Genomic DNA, 24882 nt, shown 5'->3' on the forward strand with positions numbered 1-24882 from the left:
GCGGGTCTCCTGAGACGCCGGTGAAACGCAAGGCCGGGATTCTGCTGGCAGGGCCGGGCCGCCTTTTCCGACGGCCCGTTTCAGTCGTTGCGATGGACTAGTTAGACTCGGAGATCAGCAGGGTCGCGGACGCGGCCTCGCCCACGGCGCCGACCCATACGTCGTAGGACCCGCTCGCCGGGCGGCCCCAGGTCAGGACAGGGTTCAGACCCTCGGCGTCGTCGTTGCAATACCAGCGGCCATCCGGGCCGTTGATGACCAGGCTGGTGTCGCCGTCCGAGACGACGCCGAAGCTCAGCGGGAACGAGCCGGCCGTATAGGTGAACTCATAGTCCGGAGCGCTGGCGATCATGCCGACGCAGGCGCCGCCGAGGCGGGAGGCGTCGACCGAACCGCCCGAATAGATGCTGACCCGGATCGGATCGGGGGTGAAGCCGGCGCGGGCGCGCATGCCGCCCGAGGTGGCTGCGGCGCTGGGGTTCTGGGCGGCGACGGACGTGGCGGCGCAGGCCATCAGGGCGGCCGCCACGGCGGAGGCAAGAAGCACGGTACGCATGGGCTGTTTCCTTCGATTTTTTGGTTCGTTGATGGATTGGCGTGACGCAGGCTGGCGGGAGTCCGGGCGCTCTCGCTCAGGCGGGCGTCATCAGTCCGGATGAAAGATCAGTAGTCGAGGCTGCCTTCGGTGATGATCAAGGTCGCAGGACCCGCGTCGCCGACGGCGCCAACCCAGATGTCGTACTGGCCGCTGGGGGCCTGACCCCAGACCAGACCCGGGTTGAGGCCGCTGTTGTCATCGTTGCAGTAGAAGCGGCCGTCGGGTCCGTTGATCACCAGGCTGGTGTCGCTTCCGGACAGGACGCCGATGGCAAGGCGACCGCCGGCCGAGCTGAAGTTCAGCACGACATCCGGACTGCTGGCGACCGTTCCGACGCAGGAACTTCCCAGATCGGAGGCCTGCTCGCCGCCGCCCGAATAGAGTTCGACCGTCACCGGATCGGGCACGAAACCGGCGGAAAGCGAAACGCGCTGTTGCGCCGAGGCGCCCATAGCAAAAAGGGCCGCAGCACAGAGCGACGCCGTGAAGATCACTGTTTTCATTTCTGGGCCCCTTATCGTGCGCCAACAGCCCCGCTGTCGGAGGAGAACATGACTCCTCGAAGCGTGGCCTTACAACCCTCTTATTTCTGACGGGATCGCACGGGCTGTCACACAGATGCAGTATGCCCATCCGCCGTTGGAGGTCGTCATGTCCCTGTTTCTGTCCCGCCGCCTGCTCCTGACCGGTCTCGGCGCCGGTTCGGCCGCCGCCACATTGCCGCGCGAGGGCCTGGCCCAGGCGGTGTTCGACGAGAATCCGTTCCAGCTGGGTGTCGCCGCCGGCGATCCCCTGCCCGACGGGTTCGTGATCTGGACACGCGTGGCGCCCCGACCGATGGAGCCCGGCTACGGCATGCCGCGCCAGGCGATGGCCGTGACCTGGGAGGTCGCCGCCGACGCCGGGTTCGGGACGATCGTGCGTTCCGGCGAAGCCATCGCCCGGCCGGAGCTGGGTCACTCGGTCCATGTCGAGGTCGAGGGCCTGGAGCCCGGCCGGCCGTATTTCTACCGCTTCCGCGTCGGGTCCGAGCGGTCCGGCGTCGGACGGGCCAAGACCGCGCCGGTCGTGGGCGCACCCCTGGCCCAGGTGAAGTTCGGCGTCGCCGGCTGCCAGGCGATCGAGAGCGGCTACTACACGGCCCACCGCAAGATGGCGGCTGAGGACCTGGATTTCGTCTTCTTCTACGGGGACTACATCTACGAGGGGCGCGGCAACCGCATCTATGGCGGGACTTCGACCCAGGAAAACCTGCGCGTCCACCAGGGCGGGGAGGTCTATTCCGTCGACGACTACCGGCGGCGCTACGCCCAGTACACGATGGATTCGGACCTCCAGTCCGCGCGCCAGTCGGCGGCCTGGTTCGTGGTCTGGGACGACCACGAGATCGACAACAACTGGGTCTCGGACATCGATCAGGAAGGATCGCCGGCGGAGGTCTTCGCCCTGCGCAAGGCGGCGGCGATGCAGGCCTTCTACGAGCATATGCCGATGCGGCGGTCGTCTTTCCCGCGCGGCTCCCAGATGCAGCTGTATCGCAAGGCGACCTACGGCGATCTGCTGGACGTGCACCTGCTGGATACCCGCCAGTATCGCTCGGACCAGCCCTGCGGCGACCGCTGGAACGCCGGCTGTTCGGACATCGATTCGCGGGAGGCGGAGGTTCTGGGCGAGGCGCAGCAGGCCTGGCTGTTCAACGGGCTGGAGAGCTCCAGGGCGAAGTGGAACACCCTGGCGCAGCAGATCATGGTCATGGATCTGGATCGGAACGCCGGCGACGACTACGGGGTCAATCCGGACAGCTGGGCCGGGTATCGCGTGCCGCGGGCGAGATTGCTGAACCATATCAAGGAGCGGCGGATCGACAACGTCGTCGTCCTGACCGGCGACGAGCATCAGAACTATGCGGGCGAGCTGTTCGTCGACGGCCGCAATCCCGAAGGCGAGCCGATCGCGGCCGAGTTCGTGGCCACTTCGATCAGCTCAGGCGGCGACGGGGTCGATCAGCGGCCGGACATGGCGGCGATCCAGTCGGCGAACCCGCAGCTGAAGTTCAACAACGCGCAGCGGGGCTATGTCGTCTGCGAGGTGACGCCGGAGCGCTGGCGCACGGACTTCAAGGTGCTGGACCAGGTTCAGGATCGTCGCGGCGCCCTGACAACACGCAAGTCGATGGTCGTCGAGGGCGGCAGCGCGCGGCTTCACGACGCCTGACGGTTTGAAGTCAAAACCCCGGCTCCCGAATTCAGAGTCTGGATAGTCCACTGAGTCCGGATCGACCTGAACAAAATCAAGGCGTTGAGATTTTGACTGTGGTGGAATTCGACTATCTTGCAGGGTAGGCGAGCGCGTCGCCAGCGGCTGGATGGGACGATTTCAAAGACCTCCACGCGACGTGGGGGAGCGCGCAGCGGACGGCAAGGCCTGACAAGGATTTTATTCTCTTGCCGTTTTCGCCTGCGGCGCCGTGAGGCGAGACGGCGGCGGGTTTTTGCAGCAAGCTGACGGCGACCGAACCCAGCAAAGGCCCTCCATGATCCGTCCTCCGCTCATCGTCGCAGCCGTCCTCCCCCTGTTGCTCATCGCCTGTGACGGCGGCGGGGATCCCGTGCAGCAGGCGATGCGCGAAGCCGCGACCACCAACCATGCCGCGACGGTGACGGCCGGTGAAGTTTCCGGGCCTCATGGCGGGGATCATGAGGCGGGGGGCAATCAGGCCTTCGCCGCCTCCGAAGCGGAGATGCACCGCCTGATGGCGGCGGCCTCGGGCGAAACGGTCGATCAGGCCTATATCGCCAAGATGATCGCCCACCATCAGGGGGCGGTGGCCATGGCCGAGATCGCTCTTGGCGACAGCCGCGATCCCGAGGTGCGGCGCATGGCCCGGGCGGTCATCGACACCCAGACCCGGGAAATCGCGGAGATGCGCGCCTGGCGACCCGCCGCCGCGAGCTGAGGTTCGGGCCTCGGTGACGGCGCTGCGCGCCACCTCAGGCCCTGAGGACGGCGCGATCAACCCGGGCCTCGACGGCCCAGTGACAGATGACCGCGACCACGCCGACGATCAGGCCCATGACGACGAGGAAGGTCGCCTCGGCCAGGCCGGGGGCCAGGACGTTGATCGGCTGGGGTCCGAACTTCGCCAGGGCGACGAACATCATCAGCCCGTTGAAGGCGGCGCCCAGCAGGCCGAGCAGGGGCGCGCCGAGGCGCAGCGCGGAGAGATAGGCCGAGCCGCCCGACAGATGGGGACCCGACGCGATCTTCTTCACCGTCACGACGACGGCGGCGACGGCGGCGACGATCAGGGCGACGACGATGACCTGCACGGGCAAGGCGGCGTCGAAGACGATGGTGACAGGCGTCATGAAGGGCTCCTTGGACTACGTTTGTAGACCACGGAGATTACATATGTAATTTCTCTGGTCAACAGCCTTGCGTCAGGCGGCCTGCGGGATGTGCTGGCTGAGGCGGCCACCGACGCGGATGGGTTCGACGCGGGTCGCGAGGCCGGTCTTGTCGTCGGTCTCGACATAGACGCCGCAGACGGTCGCGGGCCCATGGGCGGGGACGTAGCGGCCGCCGGAGATACGGGTGGTGAAGCGCCGCAGCGGCTCTTCCTTCTCGTTGCCGATGACGCTGTCGTAGTCGCAGCAGCCGCCCGCATCGGTCTGGTAGGCCGTGCCGCCGGGCAGGATCTGGCAGTCGGCCGTCGGGACGTGGGTGTGGGTGCCGACGACCAGCGAGGCGCGGCCGTCGCAGAAATGGCCCATGGCCATCTTTTCGGAGGTCGCCTCGGCATGCATGTCGACGATGACGGCGTCGGCGACGTGGCCCAGGGGGGCGGCGTTCAGTTCGCGGTCCACGGCGCTGAAGGGGTCGTCGTTCGGGTCCATGTGGATGCGACCCAGGACGTTCATGACCAGGACGGTGCGGCCGCTGTCCGTCTCGAACAGGTTGGCGCCGGCGCCGGGCGCATCCATCAGCCGGGGATAGTTGGCGGGGCGGATCAGCCGCGGCTCGCGCACGATATAGGTCAGGGCCTCGCGCTGGTCCCACGAGTGGTTGCCCAAGGTCAGGCAGTCCGCGCCGGCCATGAACAGTTCCTTGGCCGTGTTCTCGGTGATGCCGAAGCCGCCGGCGGCGTTCTCCGCATTGACCACCACGAAGTCGAGCTTGAGCACCCGCTTCAGGCCGGGCAGATGGTCGGACAGGCCGTCGCGACCGGACTTGCCGATCACGTCGCCGAAGAAGGCAAGACGCATGAGGAGTTAGACCTTTCGGGCGGCGGTATAGCCGACCTCGGTCAGAACGCCATGCAGGGCGATGTCGTGCGGGTCCATCGGCAGGCGGGCGACGCGCTGACCGTCGAAGGCGAAGCCGATGCGGATGGCGACGGGCCGGGCTGCGAAGGTCCGGTCGTAGTAGCCCCCGCCCTGCCCCAGCCGCCCGCCGAAATCGTCGAAGGCCAGCAGGGGCGTGACGATGAGGTCGGGATCGACGACCTCGGCCAGGGGGAGGGGCGCGGGACAGCCGGCGGCGTCAATCTCCAGCGGCTCGCCCGGCGACCAGCGGCGGAAGATCATGGGGGCGTCGCGTTCCAGGGCGACGGGCAGGCAGACCTGTGCTCCGGCCGAGATCAGGGCGCGTGCCAGCGGTTCCGGATCGAGCTCCGAACCTATGGCGCGATAGACGGCGACGAGGGCGCCGGAGGGAAGGTCGGCGAGGTGAGACGCGGCGCGTTCGGCCGCGAGCGGCTGGATCGAGGCGAGCCGGCGTCGGGCTGCGCGGGCCTCTGCGCGCAGTGCTGGCTTGTCCGGGTGGGTCAGACGTGGGTCCGGGCGTTCTTGTCGTAGGTCAGGATCACCACGACGAAGAGGATCGCGATCTCGGCCAGCATCAGGGCCCAGACCCAGGCCAGGTCCCGGAGAAGGTTGCCGGTCAAGAGCATGGCCACAATGAAAACACCGGTGACAGCCCAGCCTTCCCAGCTGGCGGGAGATGCGCCCCAGCCGAAGCGTTTCGGTCCAAACCAGACGGGTTTCATGGCCTGCTCCTCAAGCGGACGCTTGTTGCGCTGGTGTCTACGCCTCGACCGCACCGCGCTCAAGCAGCGAGCGATAGCGCACGAATGAAGGGAGAAAGGTTGGCGGCGCCGTAAGAGCCGTGAAGGACGGTTGAATCCTCTCGAGCCTGGGTAGCCAGGTGGGCTCCGCGTACCCGACCCCACGAGGTCGGACAGGGGCAGATCCCTTCGAGTGAATTAAGGCCGCGAGGATATGTTGCCTTCGACGAGAGCCACAGCATGACCCGCCGTGGAGGAAGATAGTCGTTCACCGGGGGCGGAACAATGGCCGCCTTACAAGAGGGACGCGATCTTCTCGATCCGGGCGGCGACGGCGTTGAGGGCTTCCGCGACGCCGGTGTCTGAAAGCGGGACCGAGGCGGCGTCGGCGGAGACCACGCCCGCCCCACCGTTCATCCGCACCTCGTGCAGTTCGTCGGCCAGGACCAGGGCGGCCATGAGGAACAGGCGGATGTCGCCGACATGGCCGACATCGCCCGCGACCTGGCGCACATGGACGTCGAATTGTTTGGCGAGGATGCGGACGCGCTCCTCCTGACCGTCGGCGCAGCCTACGGCGTAGGGGCGTCCGTTGATCTCGACCGTGACCGTGGCCATCAGGCGTCGTCCCGGGCGAGGATGTCGCGCACAGCCATGGCGGCGGCGGCGAGGGCGGCAGACGCTTCGCGCCCGGCGGCCTCGAGTTCTGCGATACGGCGGTGCTCGTCCGGCCCGGCGGGTGTGGGAATGGTGAACAGGTCGTCGTCGGCTCCGCGCGGGGCCGGGACGGGACGCGCCTTCAGCTCCAGCACCTTGCGTTCCAGCAGGGCCAGGGCCTTGTCGATCCTGTCGCGCGCAACTGTCGAGGCGTCGGCCATCGTTTCCTCCAGATTTCTTATAGAACCCGCCGTGACGCCGGGGTAAAGCGGCCCACCTCCCTTTTCCGCCTCCAGACGAAAGGTCCGCCCGTGGCCCAGCCCCCGCACACCCCCATCGGCGCACCCGAAAAAGCGACCCTCAAGATGATGGCGGACGCCATTCGCGTCCTGGCGATGGACGGCGTGGAGAAGGCCAACAGCGGCCACCCCGGCATGCCGATGGGTATGGCCGATGTGGCGACGGTGCTATTCTCGAAGTTTCTGAAGTTCGACGCGAGCCGTCCGGACTGGGCCGATCGCGACCGCTTCATCCTGTCCGCGGGTCACGGCTCGATGCTGATCTACGCCCTGCTGCACCTGACGGGCTACAAGGCGGCGACCGCCGAGCAGCTGTCGAACTTCCGGCAGTGGGGCTCCAAGACGGCGGGTCACCCCGAGTACGGCCATATGCCGGGCGTCGAGACGACCACGGGCCCGCTGGGCCAGGGTCTGGCCAACTCGATCGGCTTCGCCATGGCCGAGCGGCACCTGGCCGCCAAATACGGCGACGACCTGGTCGACCACCGCACCTGGGTCATCGCCGGGGACGGCTGCCTGATGGAGGGCGTGTCGCAGGAGGCCATCGCCCTCGCCGGTCGGTACAGGCTGAACAAGCTCACGGTGCTGTGGGACGACAACGAGATCACCATCGACGGCAAGGTCAGCCTGTCGGACGCGGTGGACCAGAAGGCGCGGTTCAAGGCCTCGGGCTGGGCCGTGAAGGCCGTCGACGGCCACGACATGAAGGCGATCAAGTCGGCGCTGCAGTGGGCGACGCGTCAGGACAAGCCGACGCTGATCGCCTGCAAGACCAAGATCGGCAAGGGCGCCGCCACCATGGAAGGCAGCCACAAGACCCACGGCGCGGCCTTGGGCGCGGCCGAGATCGCGGCGACGCGCCTCGGCCTGGCCTGGAACCACGAGCCTTTCGTCATCCCGGAGACTATCGACAAGGCCTGGAAGAAGGCCGGCAAGCGTGGCTCGAAGGATCGCAAGGCGTGGGAAGCGCGTCTGGCCGCCTCGGCGCAGGCCGCCGACTTCACACGCGCCATGAAGGGCGACCTGCCGGAAGCGGCGTTCGACGCCCTGAACGCCGGCATCGCCCGGCTGGTCGTGGACAAGCCGGCCCAGGCGACGCGTCAGGCCTCGGGCGCTGCGCTGGAGACCCTGTTCGGCGTCGTGCCGGAAATGATCGGCGGCTCGGCCGACCTGACCGGATCGAACAACACCTTCGTCAAGGGCACGCCCATCTTCGATGCGCCGACCTATGAGGGTCGCTACGTCAACTGGGGCATCCGCGAGTTCGGCATGGCCGCCGCCATGACCGGGATGGCGCTGCACGGCGGGGTCATCCCCTATGGCGGCACCTTCATGGTGTTCTCGGACTATAGCCGGAACGCCATCCGCATGGCGGCCCTGATGGGCATCCGGGTGATCCACGTCCTGACCCACGACTCGATCGGTCTGGGCGAAGACGGTCCGACGCACCAGCCGGTCGAGCATCTGGCGGCGCTGCGGGCGATCCCGAATCTGCTGGTCTTCCGCCCCGCCGACACGGTCGAGGCTTTCGAATGCTGGCAGCTGGCCCTGCAGCACAAGGCGACGCCGTCGGCCATGGCCCTGTCGCGCCAGAAGACGGCGGCGGTGCGCGTCACGGCGTCCGACGAGAATCTGTCGGCCAAGGGCGCCTATGAGCTGAAGGCCGCGAACGGTGACGCAAAGGTCACCCTGTTCGCCACGGGCACGGAAATGCCGCTGGCGCTCAAGGCGGCCGAAACCCTGGAGGGCGAAGGCACGCCGACGCGGGTCGTTTCGGTCCCCTGTTTCGAACTGTTCGAACAGCAGGACGCCGCCTACCAGGCCTCGGTCATCGGCCGGGGCACGGTGCGCGTCGCCTGCGAGGCCGCGATCAAACAGGGCTGGGAGCGGTTCATCGGCGAGGACGGCGCTTTCATCGGCATGACCGGCTTCGGCGCGTCGGCCCCGGCGGAGGTGCTGTACCGCGAGTTCGGGATCACCTCGGACGCCATCGTGGCGGCGGCGAAGGCCCGGCTCTAGGCGATGGCCGAGGTCCCCAGCCTTTACGACTGGCTGGGTGGCCGGGAGGTCCTGTTGACGCTGACGACCGAATTCTATCGCCGGGTGGCGCTGGACGAAATCCTGTCGCCGGTCTTCGCCCATATGGACGCCGACCACCCGGCGCATGTCGCAGACTTCATCGGCGAGGTGCTGGGCGGGCCCGTGCTCTACGATCCCTCGGGCGACGGCCATGTGCGGATGATCGGCCATCACCTGAACAAGCACCTCGGCGAGACTCAGCGGCGGCGATGGTTCGACCTGTTGCTGACCACCGCCGACGACGTCGGCCTGGCCGACGACCCGGAATTCCGCTCGGCCTTCGTCGGCTATCTGGAATGGGGGTCGCGGCTGGCGGTGATCAACTCCCAGCCGGGCGTGGCCCTGCCGCCCTCCTCGCCCATGCCGAAATGGAGCTGGGGCGCGCCGGGCGGGCCCTTTATTTCGGACACCTCGGCCTGAATCATTTTCAGTGGCTGGCGAGACCGACGGATCGGGAGCAGGCTGGCCATGATTTCAAGGGGGTTTTGCAGATGAAGACGATCACGAGTGTGGCGGTAGCGGCGCTGCTGCTGGGACTGGCGGCCTGCAATCAAGGCTCGACCGCCAAGACTGACGAGGACGTCGCCAGCGCGGCCGGCGCCGTGAACCTGGTCGAGAAGCCGAGGCTGTCCGCCGATATCGAGGCCCTGCCCCGGCTGTCCGGGGACAGCCCGGCCATCGTGCGCATCAATGCCGAGTTTGACCGGCTGGACGCAGCAGCCACGGCCAGCGCGACCGAGTGCGCCGAGATGGCCGGTGACGGACCGGGGGGCGGCTGGAGCCGCACGATCACACGCCCGATGACCGGTCCGGCCTATGTGACCCTGCGCGAGAGTCTCGATGTCTACTGCGGCGGCGCCTATCCCTCGACGTCACAGACGGCCATCACCTACGACCTGTCGACCGGCGACCGGGCGAACTGGGTCGCCCTGCTACCGGGCCTGACCCTGGTTCAGGACCAGCCGGAAGAAGGCATGCCGGCGGACTATGTCTACAACGTCCGCTCGGCCCGGCTGGAGGCGCTCTACGAGCGCAAGATGAACGCCGAGGCCACCGACGCCGAGTGGCGCGACCAGTGCAAGGACGTCTGGAAGCCCCAGCCGGACGCCGAGCTGGGCCAAGGGTTCAGGATCTGGGCGGACGCCGAACACGGAGGGGTGGCGATCGACGCCGACTATGCGCACGCGGTCCAGGCCTGCGGCGGAGCGGTCTATCTGACCGCAGACGAGATGCGGGAGGCCGGCGCGCCTGCGGTGCTGATCGACGCCCTCGCCGCCGCCAGGGCCGCCGGCAACTGGGCGCCCAAGGAAGACGCCGAACCGGCTGCATAAGGATCGACTGATGAAACTCGGCACTCCTCTTTCGGACACCGCCGTCCGCGTCATGCTGCTCGGCGGCGGCGAGCTGGGCAAGGAGGTTGCGATCGAGCTGCAGCGGCTGGGGTGCGAGGTGATCGTCGTCGATCGCTACGCCAATGCCCCGGCCATGCAGGTGGCGCACCGGTCGCACGTCATCCCGATGACGGACCCGCAGGTGCTGAACGGCGTCATCATGGCCGAGGCTCCGCACATCATCGTGCCGGAGATCGAGGCCATCGCCACCGAGGTCCTGGCGGATATCGAGGCGGCGGGGATGGCGCGGGTCATCCCGACGGCGCGCGCGACCCAACTGACCATGAACCGGGAGGGCATCCGCCGGCTGGCGGCCGAGGCGCTGGGTGTGCCGACCAGCCCCTATGCCTTCGCCGGGTCGGCGGCTGAACTGGCGGCGGCCGCGCACGACATCGGCCTGCCGGTCTTCGTCAAGCCGGTCATGTCGTCGTCGGGCAAGGGCCAGTCCTTCATCGACGCCTATGAGGACGCCGCCAACGCCTGGGCCTATGCGCAGTCGTCAGGCCGGGTCGAGACGGCGCGCGTCATCGTCGAGGGCCGGATCGATTTCGATTTCGAGATCACCCTGCTGACCGTGCGTTCGATGCGCGACGGCGTGGTGGTCACCGACTTCTGCGCGCCCATCGGCCATCGCCAGGTCAAGGGCGACTATGTCGAAAGCTGGCAACCGCAGGCGATGAGCGCGGCGTCTCTCGCCACCGCGCAGGACATCGCGGGCAAGGTTACGGAGGCCCTGGGCGGGCTGGGCGTCTTCGGCGTCGAGCTGTTCGTGAAGGGCGACGACGTCTGGTTCTCGGAGGTCTCGCCGCGACCGCACGACACCGGGCTGGTGACCCTGGCGACCCAGACGATGAGCGAGTTCGCCCTGCACGCCCGCGCCATCCTGGGCCTGCCCGTCGATGTATCGCAGCGCGAGGTCGGCGCCAGCGCGGTCATCTATGGCGGCATGGATGCGGAGGGAATCGCGTTCGAAGGCGTCGCCGAGGCCCTGTCGGTGCCGACCGCTGACCTGCGTCTGTTCGGCAAACCTGAAGCGTTCGAGCGGCGGCGTATGGGCGTGGCCCTGGCGCGCGGCGAGACGACGGATCAGGCGCGCGAGCGGGCAGCGCTGTCCGCGAGCCTGGTGAGGCCGGTGCGCGGGTAAAACTCCGTCACCTTGTCATCCCGGCCGAAGCGCAGCGAAGAGCCGGGATGGTCCAGCTATCACCACATCTCGCGGTCGGCCCGCAGGGACGAACCGGGAGCCGCGCACCGCCACACTGCTGTCTCAGATATCAGCCCGGCTCGAAGGCCGGGCCTGCCGCGGGGAAATGCCCTCCGTCCCGGCTCTTCGCTGCGCTTCGGCCGGGATGACAAATCAGAAGATCGAGCGTCGCGCAGCTGATTGGGCGCGCTGGTCCTCGGGATCCAGAGCCAGGACGGCGATGGCGGCGTCCAGGGCGGGGTCCAATCCGGCGCGGCGTTCCTCGGCCGTGGGGACCACCACGATGTCAGGCTCCACGCCGCGCTTCTCCAGACGCACGCCGCCGGCCGTGACGTAGTCGGCGCGGCTGAGGGTCAGACGACCGCCGTCCGGCAAGGGACTGTCCTGCGAGATCAGCACGGCTCCGGCCGTATGTTGGCCGATCACCAGCGCACGGCCGGACTCCTGCAGGGCGGCGGGCGTCAGTTCGGCGGCGCTGCGGCTTGATCCGTCCACCAGCAGGGCCACGTCGTTGGTCACCGGGCCGCTCAGGTTCCCGCAACCGGGCATGATCGCCAGCGTCATCGGCCGACCATTGCGCGACACCCGCGTCGCCCATTCCTGACGTTCCGGAAGGAAGCAGGACAGGGTCGCGTCCGCCTCGAGCAGCAGACCGCCGGGATTGCCGCGGAGGTCCAGGATCACATCGGTCTCGGGTGACACCTCGGCGAGGCGTTGTCCCAGCCAACGGCCGAGACCGGACTCGAAGCCTTCGACCCGCAGCACGACGACGCCGGGTCGCGACGCGTCGGCGCTGAAGGCCGGGATCGGGTCCATGACGCGTGGAACCACCGACACCCGCTGCAGGGCGCCGGCCTCATCCGTCAGATCCAGTTGCAACGGCCGGCCTTCCTCGACGTCGAAATCGACGCCCCAGGACTGGCCGTCGATGGCCTGAAGCACCCAGCCCGGCTGGAGGCCCGCTTCCGCCGCCGGGGACCCGGCACGGACGTTCTCGATACGCCACTGGTCGCCGTCCTGACGGGCCAGGGAGACGCCCATGACCGCACGCCGGGTGCGCTGCTGGTCCTGACGGCGGGCGACGGCGGGAGAGATGGCGCCGGCGTGGTCGTCGTCGAGCAGATCCAGCATGGCGCTGAGCGCCCGGTACAGATCACGGTCGTCGGCGGCGGCGATGGCCTGCGGCCGATACGTCTCGCGGGCGGCGTTCCAGTCGAGGCCGTGCAGGTTCGGGTCGTAGTACTGCCGACGAACGAGGTTCCAGACCGTGTCGAACACCCGCGTGTTCATACGGGCGCGGTCGCGGGACGGCGTCGGGCCGCGATCAAACGTCTGGACCGCCTGGGCCGCGGCGATCGGGGGGGCGAACGCCGTCCCCGTGAGCAGGACGGCGCTTGCGATCAGGGAAAGGAAGGCGCGGCGGGCGGGGAGAACCATCCCGTCCAGCCTAGACCAGCGAACCGCCGCGCCTCAAGTCACGAAACCGATGGCCCAGGGACGGGTCAATCGGCGGACGGTGGCGTGGGCCGGCCTTCGCCGTCGTCAAGGAAGCCGTCGCTGTCGGCATCCATGCGGCCGAAGGCTTCGCGCAGAGGAGCCAGGAACTCTTCCTGCGAGACCTTGCCGTCGCCGTCCTTGTCCATCTCGCCGGGACCGTCGGGGCCGCCGAAGCGACGCACGAAGACCTGATGCGAGCCGGGGCCCTGCGGTTCCATATGGGCCGGACCGCCCACTGGGCCGCCGCTGCGGAAGGTGAAGACCTGCACATCGCCGCCCGGACCGCCGGGACCATCCGGTCCGCCGAACATCATCACGCCGGGCGCGCCATGGCCGCCCGGTCCGCCTTCGCGCGTGATGATATGGACCCCCGGTCCGCCGGGACCGCCCATCATCATCATGCGATGGCCGGGGCCGCCTTCGCCGTGTCCGGCGGCCAGCTCTTCGGTCGACAGGCGGCCGTCGTTGTCCGCATCGAGGCGGTCGAACGCATTGCCCAAGGGGGTCGTGAACTCCTCACGTGTCACCATGCCGTCGCCGTCCGCGTCAAGCCGGCCGGGACCTTCGCCGCCCGCAGTGACGATGCGGATTTCGGAGCGGGTCTCGACCCGGGGGGCGGCCTGATCCTGGGGTGCGGCGCCGTTCAGGGCGGCCAGCAGGGCGATGGCGATGACGGACATGACGTCTTTTCCTTCAAGTTTCTGATGCGTCCTTGGACCATGTGGGACTTGCCGGGGCATTTCAGGCTCAGGATCAATTGTTTCGACCGTGAAATGTTACGGTCCATCTGTCAGGGCATGTAGGCGGCCATGAGCGATCCCTCCCCTCGCATCCTCGTCGTCGACGACGACCCCGGCATTCGGGAAGTCCTGTGCGACTACCTGGGCCAGCACGGCTACCAGGCGCGCGGCGCGGCCTCGGCGACCGAGATGGACCGCGCCCTGGCCGAGGGTCCGACCGACCTGATCGTGCTGGACCTGATGATGCCGGGCGAGGACGGGCTGTCCGTCGTGCGCCGGCTGTCGGGCACGCCGCCGGTCGTCATGCTGTCGGCCATGGGCGAGGATACCGACCGCATCGTCGGGCTGGAGCTCGGCGCCGACGACTATCTGGCCAAGCCCTGCAATCCGCGTGAGTTGCTGGCCCGTATCAGGGCGGTCCTGCGTCGTCCGCGCGAGGATGAGGCGCCGGCGGGCGCGGCCCTGATGTTCGACGGCTGGCGGCTGGATCTCGTGCGGCGCGAACTCTCGCAGCCCGGCGGAGAGGTCGTGACCCTGTCGGCCGGGGAGTTCGGCCTGCTGCGCGCCTTCGCCGAGCGACCGGGCCGGGTCCTGACGCGCGACCAGTTGCTGGAGGCCGCGCGAGGATCAGAGACCGACGTCTTCGATCGCGCCATGGACGTCCAGATCAGCCGGCTGAGAAAAAAACTCGATGACGGCTCGGGTCGCGAGCTGATCGCCACCGTCCGGGGCGAGGGCTATCGCTTCGACGCCCGCGTGCGGCGTGCGGACCGGGCCGGCGCCCGGGCATGAAATCCCGATCTTCGCCCTTTGGCTCCATGTCGGTCCTGATGCAGGTCGCCCTGCTGGCCGTGTTCGCGGTCGTGGCGTCACAGATCGTCGTCTTCGCCGTCGTCCTGACCGCGCCGCCGCCGCGCCCCGCCGGGTTCAGCATCCCGGCCGCTGCGGACGCCCTCGCCGGACGGCCCGCCGGGACGTCCGACGGCCGGGCCCTGGTACGCCGCATCTCGGACGAGCCGCCCCCGCAAGAGGTCGGCGCCGGGCCGGTGGAGCACGCCATCAGCATGGGTCTGGCCCAGCGTCTGGGCCGTCCGCCGGGCGACGTGCGGGTGTGGTTGGCCCCCGAACGCGCCCACTGGCTTCCCGGGCTGCCGCGCGGATCTCGCCCGTCGGATCAGGGACCGGTCGTCACCGGCGCCCGCATCACCGAAAGCAGCTCCACCATCGTTTTCAGCCGGCGAACCGAGCCGGGCGAAGGCCAGCGGGCGGACCACGACGCCATCATGGCCGAGGTCGGCGAGGTGCTGGCGCGGCGTGGCGTGCCCGCACCGACGGGCTCGACTGACTTGCGCATCGTCGCGGCCGGCGGCGGGCCGCAGCGGTTCACCGTCATGGCGGACCGGCTGACTTTCGCCCCCTTCTCGGCCTCGGTGCGGATGGAGGACGGGCGCTGGGCCACGGTCGAGCCGCCCCACGGCCTGATCGACCCATGGCAGATGCGGCTGCTGATCGCCCTGGGCATCACCGCCCTGTTGCTGGCGCCGCTGGTCTGGCTGATGGCGCGGCGTCTGACGCGGCCGATCCGCCAGTTCGCCGAGGCCGCCGAACGGCTGGGCGCCGATCCGGACGCCGAGCCCCTGACGCCGTCCGGGCCGTCGGAGGTGCGCACCGCCATTGCCGCCTTCAACGACATGCAGGCCTCGATCCGGGGCCATATGCGCCAGCGCACCCAGACCATCGCCGCCATCGCCCATGACCTGCGGACGCCCCTGACGCGGCTGCGGTTCCGCGCCGAGCAGGCGCCCGAGGCCCTGCGTGACCGGATGGCCGGTGATGTCGAGGAGATGGACGCCCTGATCGGTCAGGCCATGGCCTTCGTGCGCGGCGAGGTCCAGGCCGAGCGCCGCGAACGGCTGGACCTCGCGACTCTGGCGGCGGACTGCGCGACAGGCTTCGCCGAGACCGGGGCGGAGGTGAGCTTCGCGGGCGAGACGGGCCTGTCGGTCGAGGGCGATCCGGCCGCCCTGCGACGCGCGGTCGCCAACCTGATCGACAACGGCCTGAAGTATGGCGGCGGCGCGAAGGTGACGGCCGCCTCCGAGGGATCCCTCGCGGTGATCACCGTCGCCGACGACGGGCCCGGCCTGTCCGACGACGAGCTCGAGCGCGCTTTCGAGCCCTTCCACCGCGGCGAACGCTCGCGCAGCCGGGAGACGGGCGGCGCGGGGCTGGGACTGGCCGTGGCGCGTCAGGCGGCGCGGGCGGCGGGCGGCGACGTGACCCTGACCAACCGGGCCGGCGGTGGGCTGGAGGCCCGGCTGAGCCTGCCTCTGGCAAGCTGAGCCGTTACATCCGATCACGCCTTGTGACGCTCCCGGGGTTGATCCCCGGCGCGCCCGGTCCCATTGAAGCGCCAACCACAAAACGCCGCTTCAGGAGCTCGCCCCCATGACCGTTCGCGTCGCCATCAACGGCTTCGGCCGCATCGGCCGCCTCGTCCTCCGTTCGATCGTCGAACATGGCCGCCGCGACATCGAGGTGGTGGCGATCAACGACCTGGGGCCGGTGTCCACCAACGCTCACCTGCTGAAGTACGATTCGGTCCACGGCCGCTTCCCCGGCACCATCGAGCACGGCGACGACTGGATCGACGTGGGCCTGGGCAAGATCAAGGTCACGGCCGAGCGCGACCCGGCGAACCTGCCGCACAAGGACCTGAACGTCGACATCGCCTTTGAATGCACCGGCATCTTCACCGCCCGGGACAAGGCCGAGGCGCACCTGAAGGCCGGCGCCAAGCGCGTGCTGATCTCGGCGCCCGGCGACAACGCCGACAAGACCATCGTCTACAAGGTCAACCACGAGACCCTGACCGCCGACGACATCATCGTGTCGAACGGCAGCTGCACCACCAACGCCCTGGCCCCGGTAGCCAAGGTGCTGCACGACCTGTTCGGGATCGAGCGCGGCTATATGACGACCATCCACTCCTACACCGGCGACCAGCCGACGCTGGATACGATGCACAAGGATCTGTACCGGGGCCGCGCCGCCGCCCTGTCGATGATCCCGACCTCGACCGGCGCCGCCAAGGCGCTCGGTCTGGTCCTGCCGGCGCTCAAGGGCAAGCTGGACGGATCGTCGATCCGCGTCCCGACCCCGAACGTCTCGGTTGTCGACCTGAAGGTCGTCGCCGGTCGCGAGGTCACGGTGGAAGAGATCAACGCCGCGCTTCAGGCCGCTGCCGACGGGCCGATGAAGGGCGTCCTGGCGACGACCACCGAGCCGCTGGTCTCCACCGACCTGAACCATATTGCCGCCTCCAGCACCGCCGCCCTGCCCCAGACCCAGGTGGTCGACGGCAAGCTGGCCCGCGTCCTGACCTGGTATGACAACGAGTGGGGCTTCGCGACGCGGATGGCCGACACGGCGCTGGTGATGTCGAAGTTCCTCTGACCTGACCGCCCTCTCCCAATGGGAGAGGGCTTGAGCGCCCGGGAGCCGTGAGGCGATCGGACTTGCGCGAAAGGGTGAGGGTCGTGCCTCACCGGTAGAATCCGACCCTCACCCTTTCGGTTTGCGGATCGCTACGCTCTCCGAACCTCAAGCCCTCTCCCAACGGGAGAGGGAATGGAGATCAAGATGACCTTCCGCACCCTCGACGACGCCGGTTCCCTCGCCGGCCAGACCGCCCTCGTTCGGGTGGATTTCAACGTCCCGATGGAAGGCGGCAAGGTCACCGACGACACCCGTCTGCGCGTCGCCCTGCCGACGATCAACAAGCTGCGCGACGCCGGGGCCAAGGTCGCCCTGCTGGCTCACTTCGACCGGCCCAAGGGCAAGGTGGTCCCGTCGATGAGCCTGCAGCCGGTGGTCGATGATCTGGAGCACCTGCTGGGCGCCCCCGTCCGCTTCGCCACCGACTGCGTGGGCGTCGAGGCCCGCGCCGCCATCGCCGACCTCGACGCGGGCGGCGTGGTCCTGCTCGAGAATGTCCGCTTCCACGCGGGCGAGGAAGCCAACGATCCCGCCTTCGCGCAGAAGCTGGCCGAGCTCGGCGACCTGTATGTCAATGACGCCTTCTCCGCCGCCCACCGCGCCCACGCCTCGACCGAGGGCCTCGCCCGCCTGCTTCCCGCCTATGCCGGCGAGTCTATGCGGCGCGAGCTCGACGCGCTCGATGCCGCCCTGGGCAATCCGAAGAAACCCGTCATCGGCATCGTCGGCGGGGCCAAGGTCTCGACCAAGCTGGACCTGCTGAAGAACCTGGTCGGCAAGCTGGACCGGCTCGCCATCGGCGGCGGCATGGCCAACACCTTCCTGTTCGCGCAAGGGATCGACATCGGCGGATCGCTGGCCGAACGCGACATGGCCGATACGGCCCGCGAGATCATGGATGAGGCGAAGGCGCGGGGTTGCGAACTGCTGTTGCCCGTCGACTTCGTCGTGGCGACCGAGGTCAAGCCGGGCGTCGCCGCCCGCCCCGTCGTCGCCGGACAGCCACTGTCAGCCGACGACAAGATCCTCGACGCCGGCCCGGCCACGGTCGCGCGTCTGGTCGAGGCGATCACGGCGTCCAAGACCCTCATATGGAACGGCCCCCTCGGCGTGTTCGAGGTTCCGCCCTTCGACACGGCCACCGTCTCGGTCGCGCATCACGCCGCCGCGCTGGCCAGGGCGGGGGTGCTGATCGCAGTCGGCGGCGGCGGCGACACGGTCTCGGCGCTGAACCATGCGGGCGTAGTCGACGACATGACCTTCGTCTCCACGGCCGGCGGCGCCTTCCTGGAGTGGATGGAGGGCAAGGCCCTGCCTGGCGTCGAGGCGCTGAAGGCCTGAAACAGCTGTAACACGGCGTGACTTGAGGGACCGCCCCGGCTAAACCGGGAAAAAACAAGACCTCAGGAGCATACCCAATGGCGCGCATCACGCTGCGACAGCTTCTCGACCATGCGGCCGAGAACGACTACGGCCTGCCGGCCTACAACATCAACAACATGGAACAGGGTCTGGCGATCATGGAGGCGGCGGAAGCCGTCAACGCGCCGGTCATCATCCAGGCCTCGCGGGGCGCCCGCTCCTACGCCAACGACATCGTTCTGGCCAAGCTGATCGACGCTTTGGCCGAACTCTATCCGCACATCCCGGTCTGCATGCACCAGGACCACGGCAACGGCCCGGCGACCTGCGCCACCGCCATCCAGTACGGCTTCACCTCGGTGATGATGGACGGATCGCTGATGGAAGACGGCAAGACGCCCGCCGACTACGACTACAACGTCGACGTCACCCGCCGCGTCACCGAGATGGCCCACAGCTGCGGCGTCTCGGTCGAGGGCGAGCTTGGCGTGCTGGGTTCGCTGGAAACCGGCATGGGCGAGGCCGAGGATGGGCACGGCTTCGAGGGCAAGCTGGACCACGCGGCCCTGCTGACCGATCCGGACCAGGCCGTCGACTTCGTCAGCCGCACCAAGGTCGACGCCCTGGCGATCGCCATGGGCACCTCGCACGGCGCCTATAAATTCTCTCGCAAGCCCGATGGCGAGGTCCTGGCCATGCATGTGATCGAGGAGATCCACCGCCGCCTGCCCGACACCCATCTGGTCATGCACGGCTCGTCGAGCGTGCCGCAGGACCAGCAGGACATCATCAACCAGTACGGCGGCCAGATGCCCCAGACCTGGGGCGTGCCGGTCGAGGAGATCCAGCGCGGCATCAAGCACGGCGTGCGCAAGATCAACATCGACACCGACAACCGCATGGCCATGACCGGCGCGATCCGGAAGGTGCTGGCCGAAAAGCCGGGCGAGTTCGATCCGCGCGCCTATCTGAAGCCGGCCAAGGAAGCGATGCGGAAGCTCTGCATCGAGCGCTACCAGCAGTTCGGCTGCGAGGGTCAGGCCTCGTCGATCCGCCCGATGTCCACCGCCCAGATGGCCAAGCGCTATGCCAAGGGTGACCTCGACCCGGTCTACGGCCGCGAGATGAAGGCTGCGTCGTAGAGCGCGACCTGGCTGCCGGCCTGCATCAGATCGCGCCCGACCTCGGAGGAATTTCAAGAGCGGCGGCCAAGCCGCAAAGCGACCCCGCACCCTGCTTCGGCGGGGCCGTTGCCCGCCCGTCCATCCTATTGATCTGGATCAAGGACGCTCCCTGCCCGGATGAAAGACATTGATGATCCGGATGGACCGATCAGGCCCATCCGGATTGCAGCAGACCTCATCTCGCGTGCGGCGACCAGAACGGCGCGTCAACAGGGGAGACAAAAGTGGCCAGCAACATCAATCGCCGGTCCTTCATGGCAAGGATCGTCGGCGGAGCAGCGATTTCGGGGAGCGCACTGTCTCTCGTAACGGGTCAGGCTGGGGCGCAAACCTATACCGGTCGATCGGATTCCGATCCCGGGGATGCGTCCGGCTACGGCCGCAACCAGACGGGTCACTCCGACCACGACAGCACCGATCGCGCCAATCAGGGACGACCCCCGACCGGCTACTCGGATAACGACAGCGGGCCACAGGCCGATCCAGCGAATCAGGGGCGAGGTCGGGACCGACCGCCCCCGAGCGGCGTCTCCGACCGTGACAGCACCGATGCGGCCGGACAGGGACGGAACCAGACCGGTCGCTCCGATAGCGACAGCACGGATCTCGCCAACCAGGGACGGGGTACGGGCTGTTCGGACAGCGACAGCGGGGAAGGTCACGATCGGGTCGGCTATGGCCGCTGTCCCGATGGACAGAAACTCTAGCGCGCCTCATCGGGGCCGGAAATCGAGCTCATGCACAACCGGCTGAAGGACCCGCTCGGGTGGCTCCTGGGGGACGCGGCGGGGCGGTTCCTCGACACCTGTTTCGAAATGGAGCCGGTGGTCATTCATCACGGGGATGCCGAACGCTTCCGGCCGCTGCTGTCGATCGCCGCCGTTGACCGGAAGATCGCCGAGCTGGACTTGCGCGAAGGCATATTGTCGATGGCCAACGCGAAGGAGCCGATCCAGAGTTCGGACTTCGTCGCCGCCAATGGCGTGGTCGATCGCGTCGCGGTGGCCCGTCTGTACCGTCGCGGCGGGACAGTCATTCTCAACCAGCTCCACCAGTCCGATATCACCCTGGCGGCCTTTTGCCGGGCAGTGGAGAGGGTTTTCAGCTGCCACGTCCAGACAAACATCTATCTGACGCCGGCCGGATCGCAGGGATTCCACACCCACTACGACAGCCATGATGTCTTCATCCTCCAGATCGAGGGTGAAAAGGCCTGGCGCCTCTATGACAGACCGGTCGACGCCCCCTATCGAGGAGAGTCCTTCGAACCCGGCAAACATCCGGTCGGCGAGCCCCGCCAAAGCTTCACGCTGAAGGCCGGGGATTGCGCCTATGTGCCTCGTGGCCTGATGCATGACGCCTCCACCTCTGGCGAATGCGCCTCGCTGCACATCACCTGTGGTCTTCTGGTGAAGACGTGGGCTGACCTCATGCTGGAAGCGGTGTCTCAGGTCTGCGTCGAGGATCCCCGATTCCGACGGAGCCTCCCGCCTGGCTTCGCCAATACCGGATTCGACCGGGGCCAGGCCCAACAGCGGTTCTCGGAGCTGGTCGCCAGCCTTCCCGGCCTGGTCGAAATGGGCCCGTCTCTGGATGTCATCACCGATCTTTTCATTCGATCGCGCGAGCCCGATGTCCGCGGCGCGATCGAGGGAGCCTCAAAGCCGCTGGCCGCGCGCTATCGTGCCCGCCCGGCGCTCTGGAAACTCGAGGATGCCGATCCGGGACTGCGCCTTGTCGTTCCGGGCGGGGACATGACCTTCGCTCGAGCGCCCCGGGCCGTCCTCGAGCGGGCGCTCGATGGCGAGCCGTTCGGGCCGCACGACCTGGAATGGGAGGAGGCGGAGGATGTGATCCGGCGCCTCGCCACGACCGGATTGATCGAAGCTATCGACTGAACGGCCCCAAAGGCAGTAGTCCGTGCGAGGCGTGAGCACCTGGCTCATTCGCCCCGTCAGATATGTGACCGGCGCATCGCTGGCGGCCTGCAGATCCGTACGGCGCTTGAGGGGAAGTGGGGCCATTCCTATGCTCGAAGCTCGCATCGAAGCGACCGGAGAGCGGCTCGACAAGGCTCTTGCCCTCGCATTTCCGGAACTCTCCCGGGCGCGCCTTCAGGCGCTGCTGCTGCAGGGAGCCGTTTCCGTCGATGGTCAGGTCATCACCGGCGGGTCGGGCCGGGCCGGGCCGGGGCTCTATCGCGTCGACCTCCCGCCGGTCGCCTCCGCGACCCCGTTGCCGCAGGCCATTGCGCTGACCGTTCTCTATGAGGACGCGGACCTGATCGTCATCGACAAGCCCGCCGGCATGGCGGCTCACCCTGCGCCGGGGACGCCGGACGGGACGCTGGTCAACGCCCTGCTGCATCACTGCGGCGCATCCCTGTCGGGTATCGGCGGGGTAGCGCGGCCTGGCATCGTCCACCGGCTCGACAAGGACACCTCCGGCGTCATGGTCGCGGCCAAGTCTGATCGCGCCCATGCGGGTCTTTCAAAGCTGTTCGCCGCCCACGACATCGAACGCACCTATATCGCCCTGACACGCGGCGCGCCCTCGCCCGAGCGCGGCCGGATCGAGACGCAGATCGGCCGCTCGTCGTCGGACCGGAAGAAGATGGCGGTGCTGAGGGCCGGCGGGCGTAGCGCGATCACGGACTATGTCGTTCAGGCCCGCTATGCGGCGCCCGCCAAGGCCGGGGCCGCGCCTCTGGCTGCGCGCGTCGCCTGCACCCTGCACACCGGGCGGACCCACCAGATCCGGGTGCATATGGCGTCGAAGGGTTCGCCGATCCTGGGGGACGCCGTCTACGGCTCGGGCAGCCCGGCGACGTCCGTGAAGGCCGCCCTCGCCGTAGCCGGCCTGACGCGTCAGGCGCTGCACGCCTCCGTGCTGGGGTTCGTCCATCCGGTGACGGGGGAGGCGTTGCGGTTCGAGACGGCGCTCCCACCTGATATGCAGGCGCTGGAAGACCTTCTCGCCGCCCTCTAGAGGCCCGCCATGTTCGACGCCGAAATCCGCGACAACATCGACCTGCACCGCTACGAACTGCCGGTCGGAGATGAGGTCGCCGTCGTTACCTACAACCTGTCAGAACCCAATCTGATGATCACCGAGACCCTGGTGCCCGCGGCGCTGGAGGGTCAGGGCATCGCAAGCCGCCTGGCCAAACACGTTCTCGCCGACGCCAAAAGCCGGGGTCTGCTGATCCTGCCGGTCTGCACGTTCTTCTCGGCCTATCTGCAGAAGCACCCGGAGCATGCTGACGTGGTTCACCCGAGATATCGCGACATCCTGGGCATCTGAACGCTGTCGCAACGGTCGGTCTTGATAAAGGACTGACTATCCGCTACACACCCCGTCATCGGCGCGAGTGGCGCCAGGGTCACGGTCACGCTGTCGTGTGACGATCCGCCTCTGACAAAGACGGCAACCCATAGCTACTTGTCCGGTTGAGGGGTGAGGAGACGGCGCACATCCGGTGGCCGTCTGCGCTGAGCCTGCTCTTATCGAGGTTCGGAGGGACCAAATGGCTGCACTGAAATCACTCGCGGTGATGTCGCCTGAACAGGGACTGTCGCGATATCTGACGGAAATCCGCAAGTTTCCGATGCTCACCAAGGACGAGGAGTTCATGCTCGCCAAGCGGTGGACCGAGCATCAGGACTCCGAGAGCGCGCACCGCCTCGTGACGTCCCACCTTCGCCTCGTGGCCAAGATCGCCATGGGTTATCGCGGCTATGGCCTGCCCATCGGCGAAGTGATCTCGGAAGGCAACGTCGGCCTGATGCAGGCCGTCAAGAAATTCGATCCGGACAAGGGCTTCCGCCTGGCGACCTACGCCATGTGGTGGATCCGCGCCTCGATCCAGGAATACATCCTGCGCAGCTGGTCGCTCGTGAAAATGGGCACCACGGCGGCGCAGAAAAAGCTGTTCTTCAACCTGCGCAAGGCCAAGAGCCAGATCTCGGCCTTCGAGGAAGGCGACCTGCATCCGGAACACCTCTCCGCCATCGCCACCAAGCTGGGCGTGTCGGAAGAGGAGGTCACCAACATGAACCGCCGTCTCGGCGGCGACGCCTCGCTGAACGCGCCACTGCGCGTGGACGGTGAGAGCGAGTGGCAGGACTGGTTGTCGGATGACAACGCGGTGTCCCAGGAGACGGCGCTGGCCGATTCTGAAGAGAAGTCGCTGCGCATGGGCCTGCTTCAGGAAGCCATGGGCGAGCTAACCGATCGGGAGAAGCACATCCTGACCGAGCGTCGCCTGAAGGACGATCCGGTCACCCTGGAAGAGCTGGCCGGTCAGTACGGAGTCTCTCGCGAGCGCGTGCGCCAGATCGAGGTCCGCGCGTTTGAGAAGCTGCAGAAGGCCATGCGCGCCGCCGCCGAGGAACGGAACCTCGTCGACGCGTAACCCGCTCCACGACGGATACAACGAAACAGGCGCACGAGATCCTCGCGCGCCTGTTTTGCTATTCGATTTGGGGGATCAGCTGGCTCGGGCCAGCTCCGCAGCCGGGTCCGCCAAGGCCAGGACCGCGCCGATCGGGCCGGCCAGGCTAGCCTTGGTCGGCGCTCCGACGGACAGGCAGCCTTCCAAGCCCGCTGCCGCGACGGCCAGCCGGGCGTCGGAGGTCTTGATCGCCAGCGCCTTCAGCGTTTCCGCCTGCTGTTTCACCGCGCGCACGGCCTGCATCGGATCGCTGTCGAACTGGGCCAGCGATGCGGCGAGGATCCGCAGCGCCTGATCCTTGACCGCCGCAGCGGCCGCGGCAGCCGTCGCTGGCTTGTCGGCCTTGCGCTTCTGCGGTCCCGCATATTCGCCAGAGTTGAACCGGCGTCGGTCCGGACCGACGTAGCCCACCGCTTCGATCCAGTCGCGGGGCTTGAGGGCCACGTTCTCGACCCGACGGAACAGGTCCGCCGAGGTGAAGGGCTTTCTGAGGAATTCGTGGATGCCCGAGTCGCGCGCGCCCTTGATCGAGGACGCCGTCGCGTCGGCCGTCATCATGATGATCGGCGCCCGGCGGCACGCCAGGTTCGACCGGCGGATGCTTCTGGCCAGACGCTCGCCGTCCAGCCGGGGGCCGGCCCGTTCCGTGAAGATCAGGCCCGGCTCCATCTCGCGCGCATGATCCAGCACGCGGTGTTCGTCGGACTCGGTCACGACTTCGCGCGCGCCCAGGCTCTTCATGATGTCCAGCAGCAGCCGAGCCGACGCCAGGTTCGGGTCAGCGATCAACACACGTCGAACAACCGGTTCGATGCGGTTCAATGTCTTGGCGTCGGCTGCAAACACGCGGGCACT

General features: G+C 68.0%; 26 protein-coding genes and 1 other RNA gene. 15 read left to right on the forward strand and 12 right to left on the reverse strand.

Going from position 1 to position 24882, the window contains the following annotated elements:
* Positions 1-97: 97 nt before the first annotated feature.
* Both RMO01_RS15605 and RMO01_RS15610 read right to left on the reverse strand, forming a co-directional pair.
* Positions 98-556 (reverse strand): peptidase S1, encoded by a 459-nt coding sequence (locus tag RMO01_RS15605; protein WP_309629983.1) that lies wholly within the window; start codon positions 554-556, stop codon positions 98-100.
* Positions 557-663: 107 nt separating this feature from the next.
* Positions 664-1101 (reverse strand): peptidase S1, encoded by a 438-nt coding sequence (locus RMO01_RS15610; RefSeq protein WP_309629984.1) that lies wholly within the window; start codon positions 1099-1101, stop codon positions 664-666.
* 148 nt (positions 1102-1249) lie between these two features.
* On the opposite strand from RMO01_RS15610, the gene RMO01_RS15615 reads away from it, so the two are divergent.
* Both RMO01_RS15615 and RMO01_RS15620 read left to right on the forward strand, forming a co-directional pair.
* Positions 1250-2812, forward strand: a complete 1563-nt coding sequence (locus RMO01_RS15615; RefSeq protein ID WP_309629985.1) for an alkaline phosphatase D family protein — start codon at positions 1250-1252, stop codon at positions 2810-2812.
* Positions 2813-3131: 319 nt separating this feature from the next.
* Entirely contained in the window at positions 3132-3554 is a 423-nt protein-coding gene (locus RMO01_RS15620) for a DUF305 domain-containing protein (protein WP_309629986.1), read from the forward strand.
* 34 nt (positions 3555-3588) lie between these two features.
* Here the strand turns inward: RMO01_RS15620 and RMO01_RS15625 are convergent, their stop codons facing one another.
* From RMO01_RS15625 to RMO01_RS15655, 7 genes are all read right to left on the reverse strand, one after another.
* Positions 3589-3966, reverse strand: a complete 378-nt coding sequence (locus tag RMO01_RS15625; protein ID WP_309629987.1) for a MotA/TolQ/ExbB proton channel family protein — start codon at positions 3964-3966, stop codon at positions 3589-3591.
* A gap of 72 nt (positions 3967-4038) precedes the next feature.
* On the reverse strand, positions 4039-4863 hold the full coding sequence (locus tag RMO01_RS15630; RefSeq protein ID WP_309629988.1) for a TIGR00282 family metallophosphoesterase: 825 nt from the start codon (positions 4861-4863) through the stop codon (positions 4039-4041).
* A 6-nt stretch (positions 4864-4869) separates the two neighbouring features.
* Positions 4870-5514 (reverse strand): 5-formyltetrahydrofolate cyclo-ligase, encoded by a 645-nt coding sequence (locus tag RMO01_RS15635; RefSeq protein WP_309630039.1) that lies wholly within the window; start codon positions 5512-5514, stop codon positions 4870-4872.
* Positions 5424-5645: a hypothetical protein gene (locus tag RMO01_RS15640; RefSeq protein ID WP_309629989.1), complete on the reverse strand. Its 222-nt coding sequence runs from the start codon at positions 5643-5645 to the stop codon at positions 5424-5426. The genes RMO01_RS15635 and RMO01_RS15640 overlap by 91 nt, the downstream gene beginning before the upstream one ends.
* Before the next feature lie 101 nt (positions 5646-5746).
* Positions 5747-5908, reverse strand: a non-coding RNA gene (gene ssrS, locus RMO01_RS15645) — 6S RNA.
* Positions 5909-5957: 49 nt separating this feature from the next.
* The gene (locus RMO01_RS15650) at positions 5958-6281 is read right to left on the reverse strand and encodes a cell division protein ZapA (RefSeq protein WP_309629990.1); all 324 of its coding nucleotides are present in this window, start codon (positions 6279-6281) and stop codon (positions 5958-5960) included.
* Positions 6281-6541 carry a hypothetical protein gene (locus RMO01_RS15655; protein ID WP_309629991.1) on the reverse strand — a complete coding sequence of 87 codons (261 nt, stop codon included), beginning with the start codon at positions 6539-6541 and terminating at the stop codon, positions 6281-6283. The genes RMO01_RS15650 and RMO01_RS15655 overlap by 1 nt, the downstream gene beginning before the upstream one ends.
* A gap of 90 nt (positions 6542-6631) precedes the next feature.
* Between RMO01_RS15655 and tkt the strand changes: the two genes are divergently transcribed.
* From tkt to purT, 4 genes are all read left to right on the forward strand, one after another.
* Positions 6632-8638, forward strand: a complete 2007-nt coding sequence (gene tkt, locus RMO01_RS15660; protein WP_309629992.1) for a transketolase — start codon at positions 6632-6634, stop codon at positions 8636-8638.
* 3 nt (positions 8639-8641) lie between these two features.
* Positions 8642-9118, forward strand: coding sequence for a group II truncated hemoglobin (locus RMO01_RS15665; RefSeq protein ID WP_309629993.1), 477 nt, complete (start codon positions 8642-8644; stop codon positions 9116-9118).
* A 71-nt stretch (positions 9119-9189) separates the two neighbouring features.
* Positions 9190-10029: a hypothetical protein gene (locus RMO01_RS15670; protein ID WP_309629994.1), complete on the forward strand. Its 840-nt coding sequence runs from the start codon at positions 9190-9192 to the stop codon at positions 10027-10029.
* Between the two features lie 10 nt (positions 10030-10039).
* Complete coding sequence (purT, locus tag RMO01_RS15675) at positions 10040-11233, forward strand: formate-dependent phosphoribosylglycinamide formyltransferase (RefSeq protein WP_309629995.1); 1194 nt, start codon at positions 10040-10042, stop codon at positions 11231-11233.
* Positions 11234-11446: 213 nt separating this feature from the next.
* On the opposite strand, the gene RMO01_RS15680 is transcribed toward purT, so the two are convergent.
* Both RMO01_RS15680 and RMO01_RS15685 read right to left on the reverse strand, forming a co-directional pair.
* Complete coding sequence (locus RMO01_RS15680; protein WP_309629996.1) at positions 11447-12730, reverse strand: S41 family peptidase; 1284 nt, start codon at positions 12728-12730, stop codon at positions 11447-11449.
* 65 nt (positions 12731-12795) lie between these two features.
* Positions 12796-13470 (reverse strand): EF-hand domain-containing protein, encoded by a 675-nt coding sequence (locus RMO01_RS15685; protein WP_309629997.1) that lies wholly within the window; start codon positions 13468-13470, stop codon positions 12796-12798.
* A 129-nt stretch (positions 13471-13599) separates the two neighbouring features.
* On the opposite strand from RMO01_RS15685, the gene RMO01_RS15690 reads away from it, so the two are divergent.
* The 9 genes from RMO01_RS15690 to rpoH all read left to right on the forward strand — a co-directional run bounded on the left by RMO01_RS15690 (position 13600) and on the right by rpoH (position 23988).
* Positions 13600-14322, forward strand: a complete 723-nt coding sequence (locus tag RMO01_RS15690) for a response regulator (protein ID WP_309629998.1) — start codon at positions 13600-13602, stop codon at positions 14320-14322.
* A complete protein-coding gene (locus RMO01_RS15695; protein ID WP_309629999.1) occupies positions 14319-15872 on the forward strand; it encodes an ATP-binding protein in 1554 nt (517 codons plus the stop codon). The genes RMO01_RS15690 and RMO01_RS15695 overlap by 4 nt, the downstream gene beginning before the upstream one ends.
* Before the next feature lie 106 nt (positions 15873-15978).
* Positions 15979-16986 (forward strand): type I glyceraldehyde-3-phosphate dehydrogenase, encoded by a 1008-nt coding sequence (gap, locus tag RMO01_RS15700; RefSeq protein ID WP_309630000.1) that lies wholly within the window; start codon positions 15979-15981, stop codon positions 16984-16986.
* 186 nt (positions 16987-17172) lie between these two features.
* A complete protein-coding gene (locus RMO01_RS15705; RefSeq protein WP_309630001.1) occupies positions 17173-18369 on the forward strand; it encodes a phosphoglycerate kinase in 1197 nt (398 codons plus the stop codon).
* Positions 18370-18446: 77 nt separating this feature from the next.
* Positions 18447-19532 (forward strand): class II fructose-bisphosphate aldolase, encoded by a 1086-nt coding sequence (fba, locus tag RMO01_RS15710; protein ID WP_309630002.1) that lies wholly within the window; start codon positions 18447-18449, stop codon positions 19530-19532.
* A gap of 779 nt (positions 19533-20311) precedes the next feature.
* A complete protein-coding gene (locus RMO01_RS15715) occupies positions 20312-21472 on the forward strand; it encodes a JmjC domain-containing protein (protein ID WP_309630003.1) in 1161 nt (386 codons plus the stop codon).
* A gap of 130 nt (positions 21473-21602) precedes the next feature.
* Complete coding sequence (locus RMO01_RS15720; RefSeq protein ID WP_309630004.1) at positions 21603-22562, forward strand: RluA family pseudouridine synthase; 960 nt, start codon at positions 21603-21605, stop codon at positions 22560-22562.
* A 9-nt stretch (positions 22563-22571) separates the two neighbouring features.
* Positions 22572-22877, forward strand: a complete 306-nt coding sequence (locus tag RMO01_RS15725; protein WP_309630005.1) for a GNAT family N-acetyltransferase — start codon at positions 22572-22574, stop codon at positions 22875-22877.
* 223 nt (positions 22878-23100) lie between these two features.
* Positions 23101-23988 carry an RNA polymerase sigma factor RpoH gene (gene rpoH / locus RMO01_RS15730; RefSeq protein WP_303695256.1) on the forward strand — a complete coding sequence of 296 codons (888 nt, stop codon included), beginning with the start codon at positions 23101-23103 and terminating at the stop codon, positions 23986-23988.
* Between the two features lie 75 nt (positions 23989-24063).
* Here the strand turns inward: rpoH and RMO01_RS15735 are convergent, their stop codons facing one another.
* Positions 24064-24873 (reverse strand): response regulator, encoded by an 810-nt coding sequence (locus RMO01_RS15735; RefSeq protein ID WP_309630006.1) that lies wholly within the window; start codon positions 24871-24873, stop codon positions 24064-24066.
* Positions 24874-24882: the final 9 nt, after the last annotated feature.

Origin of the sequence: Brevundimonas sp., assembly GCF_031412435.1 — a bacterium.
Taxonomy (GTDB): domain Bacteria; phylum Pseudomonadota; class Alphaproteobacteria; order Caulobacterales; family Caulobacteraceae; genus Brevundimonas.

Excerpts from the sequence above, each read along its gene's own strand:
- RMO01_RS15605 (WP_309629983.1), bottom strand. The coding sequence starts at position 556 with ATGCGTACCGTGCTTCTTGCCTCCGCCGTGGCGGCCGCCCTGATGGCC.
- RMO01_RS15610 (WP_309629984.1), bottom strand. The coding sequence starts at position 1,101 with ATGAAAACAGTGATCTTCACGGCGTCGCTCTGTGCTGCGGCCCTTTTT.
- RMO01_RS15615 (WP_309629985.1), top strand. The coding sequence starts at position 1,250 with ATGTCCCTGTTTCTGTCCCGCCGCCTGCTCCTGACCGGTCTCGGCGCC.
- RMO01_RS15620 (WP_309629986.1), top strand. The coding sequence starts at position 3,132 with ATGATCCGTCCTCCGCTCATCGTCGCAGCCGTCCTCCCCCTGTTGCTC.
- RMO01_RS15625 (WP_309629987.1), bottom strand. The coding sequence starts at position 3,966 with ATGACGCCTGTCACCATCGTCTTCGACGCCGCCTTGCCCGTGCAGGTC.
- RMO01_RS15630 (WP_309629988.1), bottom strand. The coding sequence starts at position 4,863 with ATGCGTCTTGCCTTCTTCGGCGACGTGATCGGCAAGTCCGGTCGCGAC.
- RMO01_RS15640 (WP_309629989.1), bottom strand. The coding sequence starts at position 5,645 with ATGAAACCCGTCTGGTTTGGACCGAAACGCTTCGGCTGGGGCGCATCT.
- RMO01_RS15650 (WP_309629990.1), bottom strand. The coding sequence starts at position 6,281 with ATGGCCACGGTCACGGTCGAGATCAACGGACGCCCCTACGCCGTAGGC.
- RMO01_RS15655 (WP_309629991.1), bottom strand. The coding sequence starts at position 6,541 with ATGGCCGACGCCTCGACAGTTGCGCGCGACAGGATCGACAAGGCCCTG.
- RMO01_RS15665 (WP_309629993.1), top strand. The coding sequence starts at position 8,642 with ATGGCCGAGGTCCCCAGCCTTTACGACTGGCTGGGTGGCCGGGAGGTC.
- RMO01_RS15670 (WP_309629994.1), top strand. The coding sequence starts at position 9,190 with ATGAAGACGATCACGAGTGTGGCGGTAGCGGCGCTGCTGCTGGGACTG.
- purT (WP_309629995.1), top strand. The coding sequence starts at position 10,040 with ATGAAACTCGGCACTCCTCTTTCGGACACCGCCGTCCGCGTCATGCTG.
- RMO01_RS15680 (WP_309629996.1), bottom strand. The coding sequence starts at position 12,730 with ATGGTTCTCCCCGCCCGCCGCGCCTTCCTTTCCCTGATCGCAAGCGCC.
- RMO01_RS15685 (WP_309629997.1), bottom strand. The coding sequence starts at position 13,470 with ATGTCCGTCATCGCCATCGCCCTGCTGGCCGCCCTGAACGGCGCCGCA.
- RMO01_RS15690 (WP_309629998.1), top strand. The coding sequence starts at position 13,600 with ATGAGCGATCCCTCCCCTCGCATCCTCGTCGTCGACGACGACCCCGGC.
- RMO01_RS15695 (WP_309629999.1), top strand. The coding sequence starts at position 14,319 with ATGAAATCCCGATCTTCGCCCTTTGGCTCCATGTCGGTCCTGATGCAG.
- gap (WP_309630000.1), top strand. The coding sequence starts at position 15,979 with ATGACCGTTCGCGTCGCCATCAACGGCTTCGGCCGCATCGGCCGCCTC.
- RMO01_RS15705 (WP_309630001.1), top strand. The coding sequence starts at position 17,173 with ATGACCTTCCGCACCCTCGACGACGCCGGTTCCCTCGCCGGCCAGACC.
- fba (WP_309630002.1), top strand. The coding sequence starts at position 18,447 with ATGGCGCGCATCACGCTGCGACAGCTTCTCGACCATGCGGCCGAGAAC.
- RMO01_RS15715 (WP_309630003.1), top strand. The coding sequence starts at position 20,312 with ATGCACAACCGGCTGAAGGACCCGCTCGGGTGGCTCCTGGGGGACGCG.
- RMO01_RS15720 (WP_309630004.1), top strand. The coding sequence starts at position 21,603 with ATGCTCGAAGCTCGCATCGAAGCGACCGGAGAGCGGCTCGACAAGGCT.
- RMO01_RS15725 (WP_309630005.1), top strand. The coding sequence starts at position 22,572 with ATGTTCGACGCCGAAATCCGCGACAACATCGACCTGCACCGCTACGAA.
- rpoH (WP_303695256.1), top strand. The coding sequence starts at position 23,101 with ATGGCTGCACTGAAATCACTCGCGGTGATGTCGCCTGAACAGGGACTG.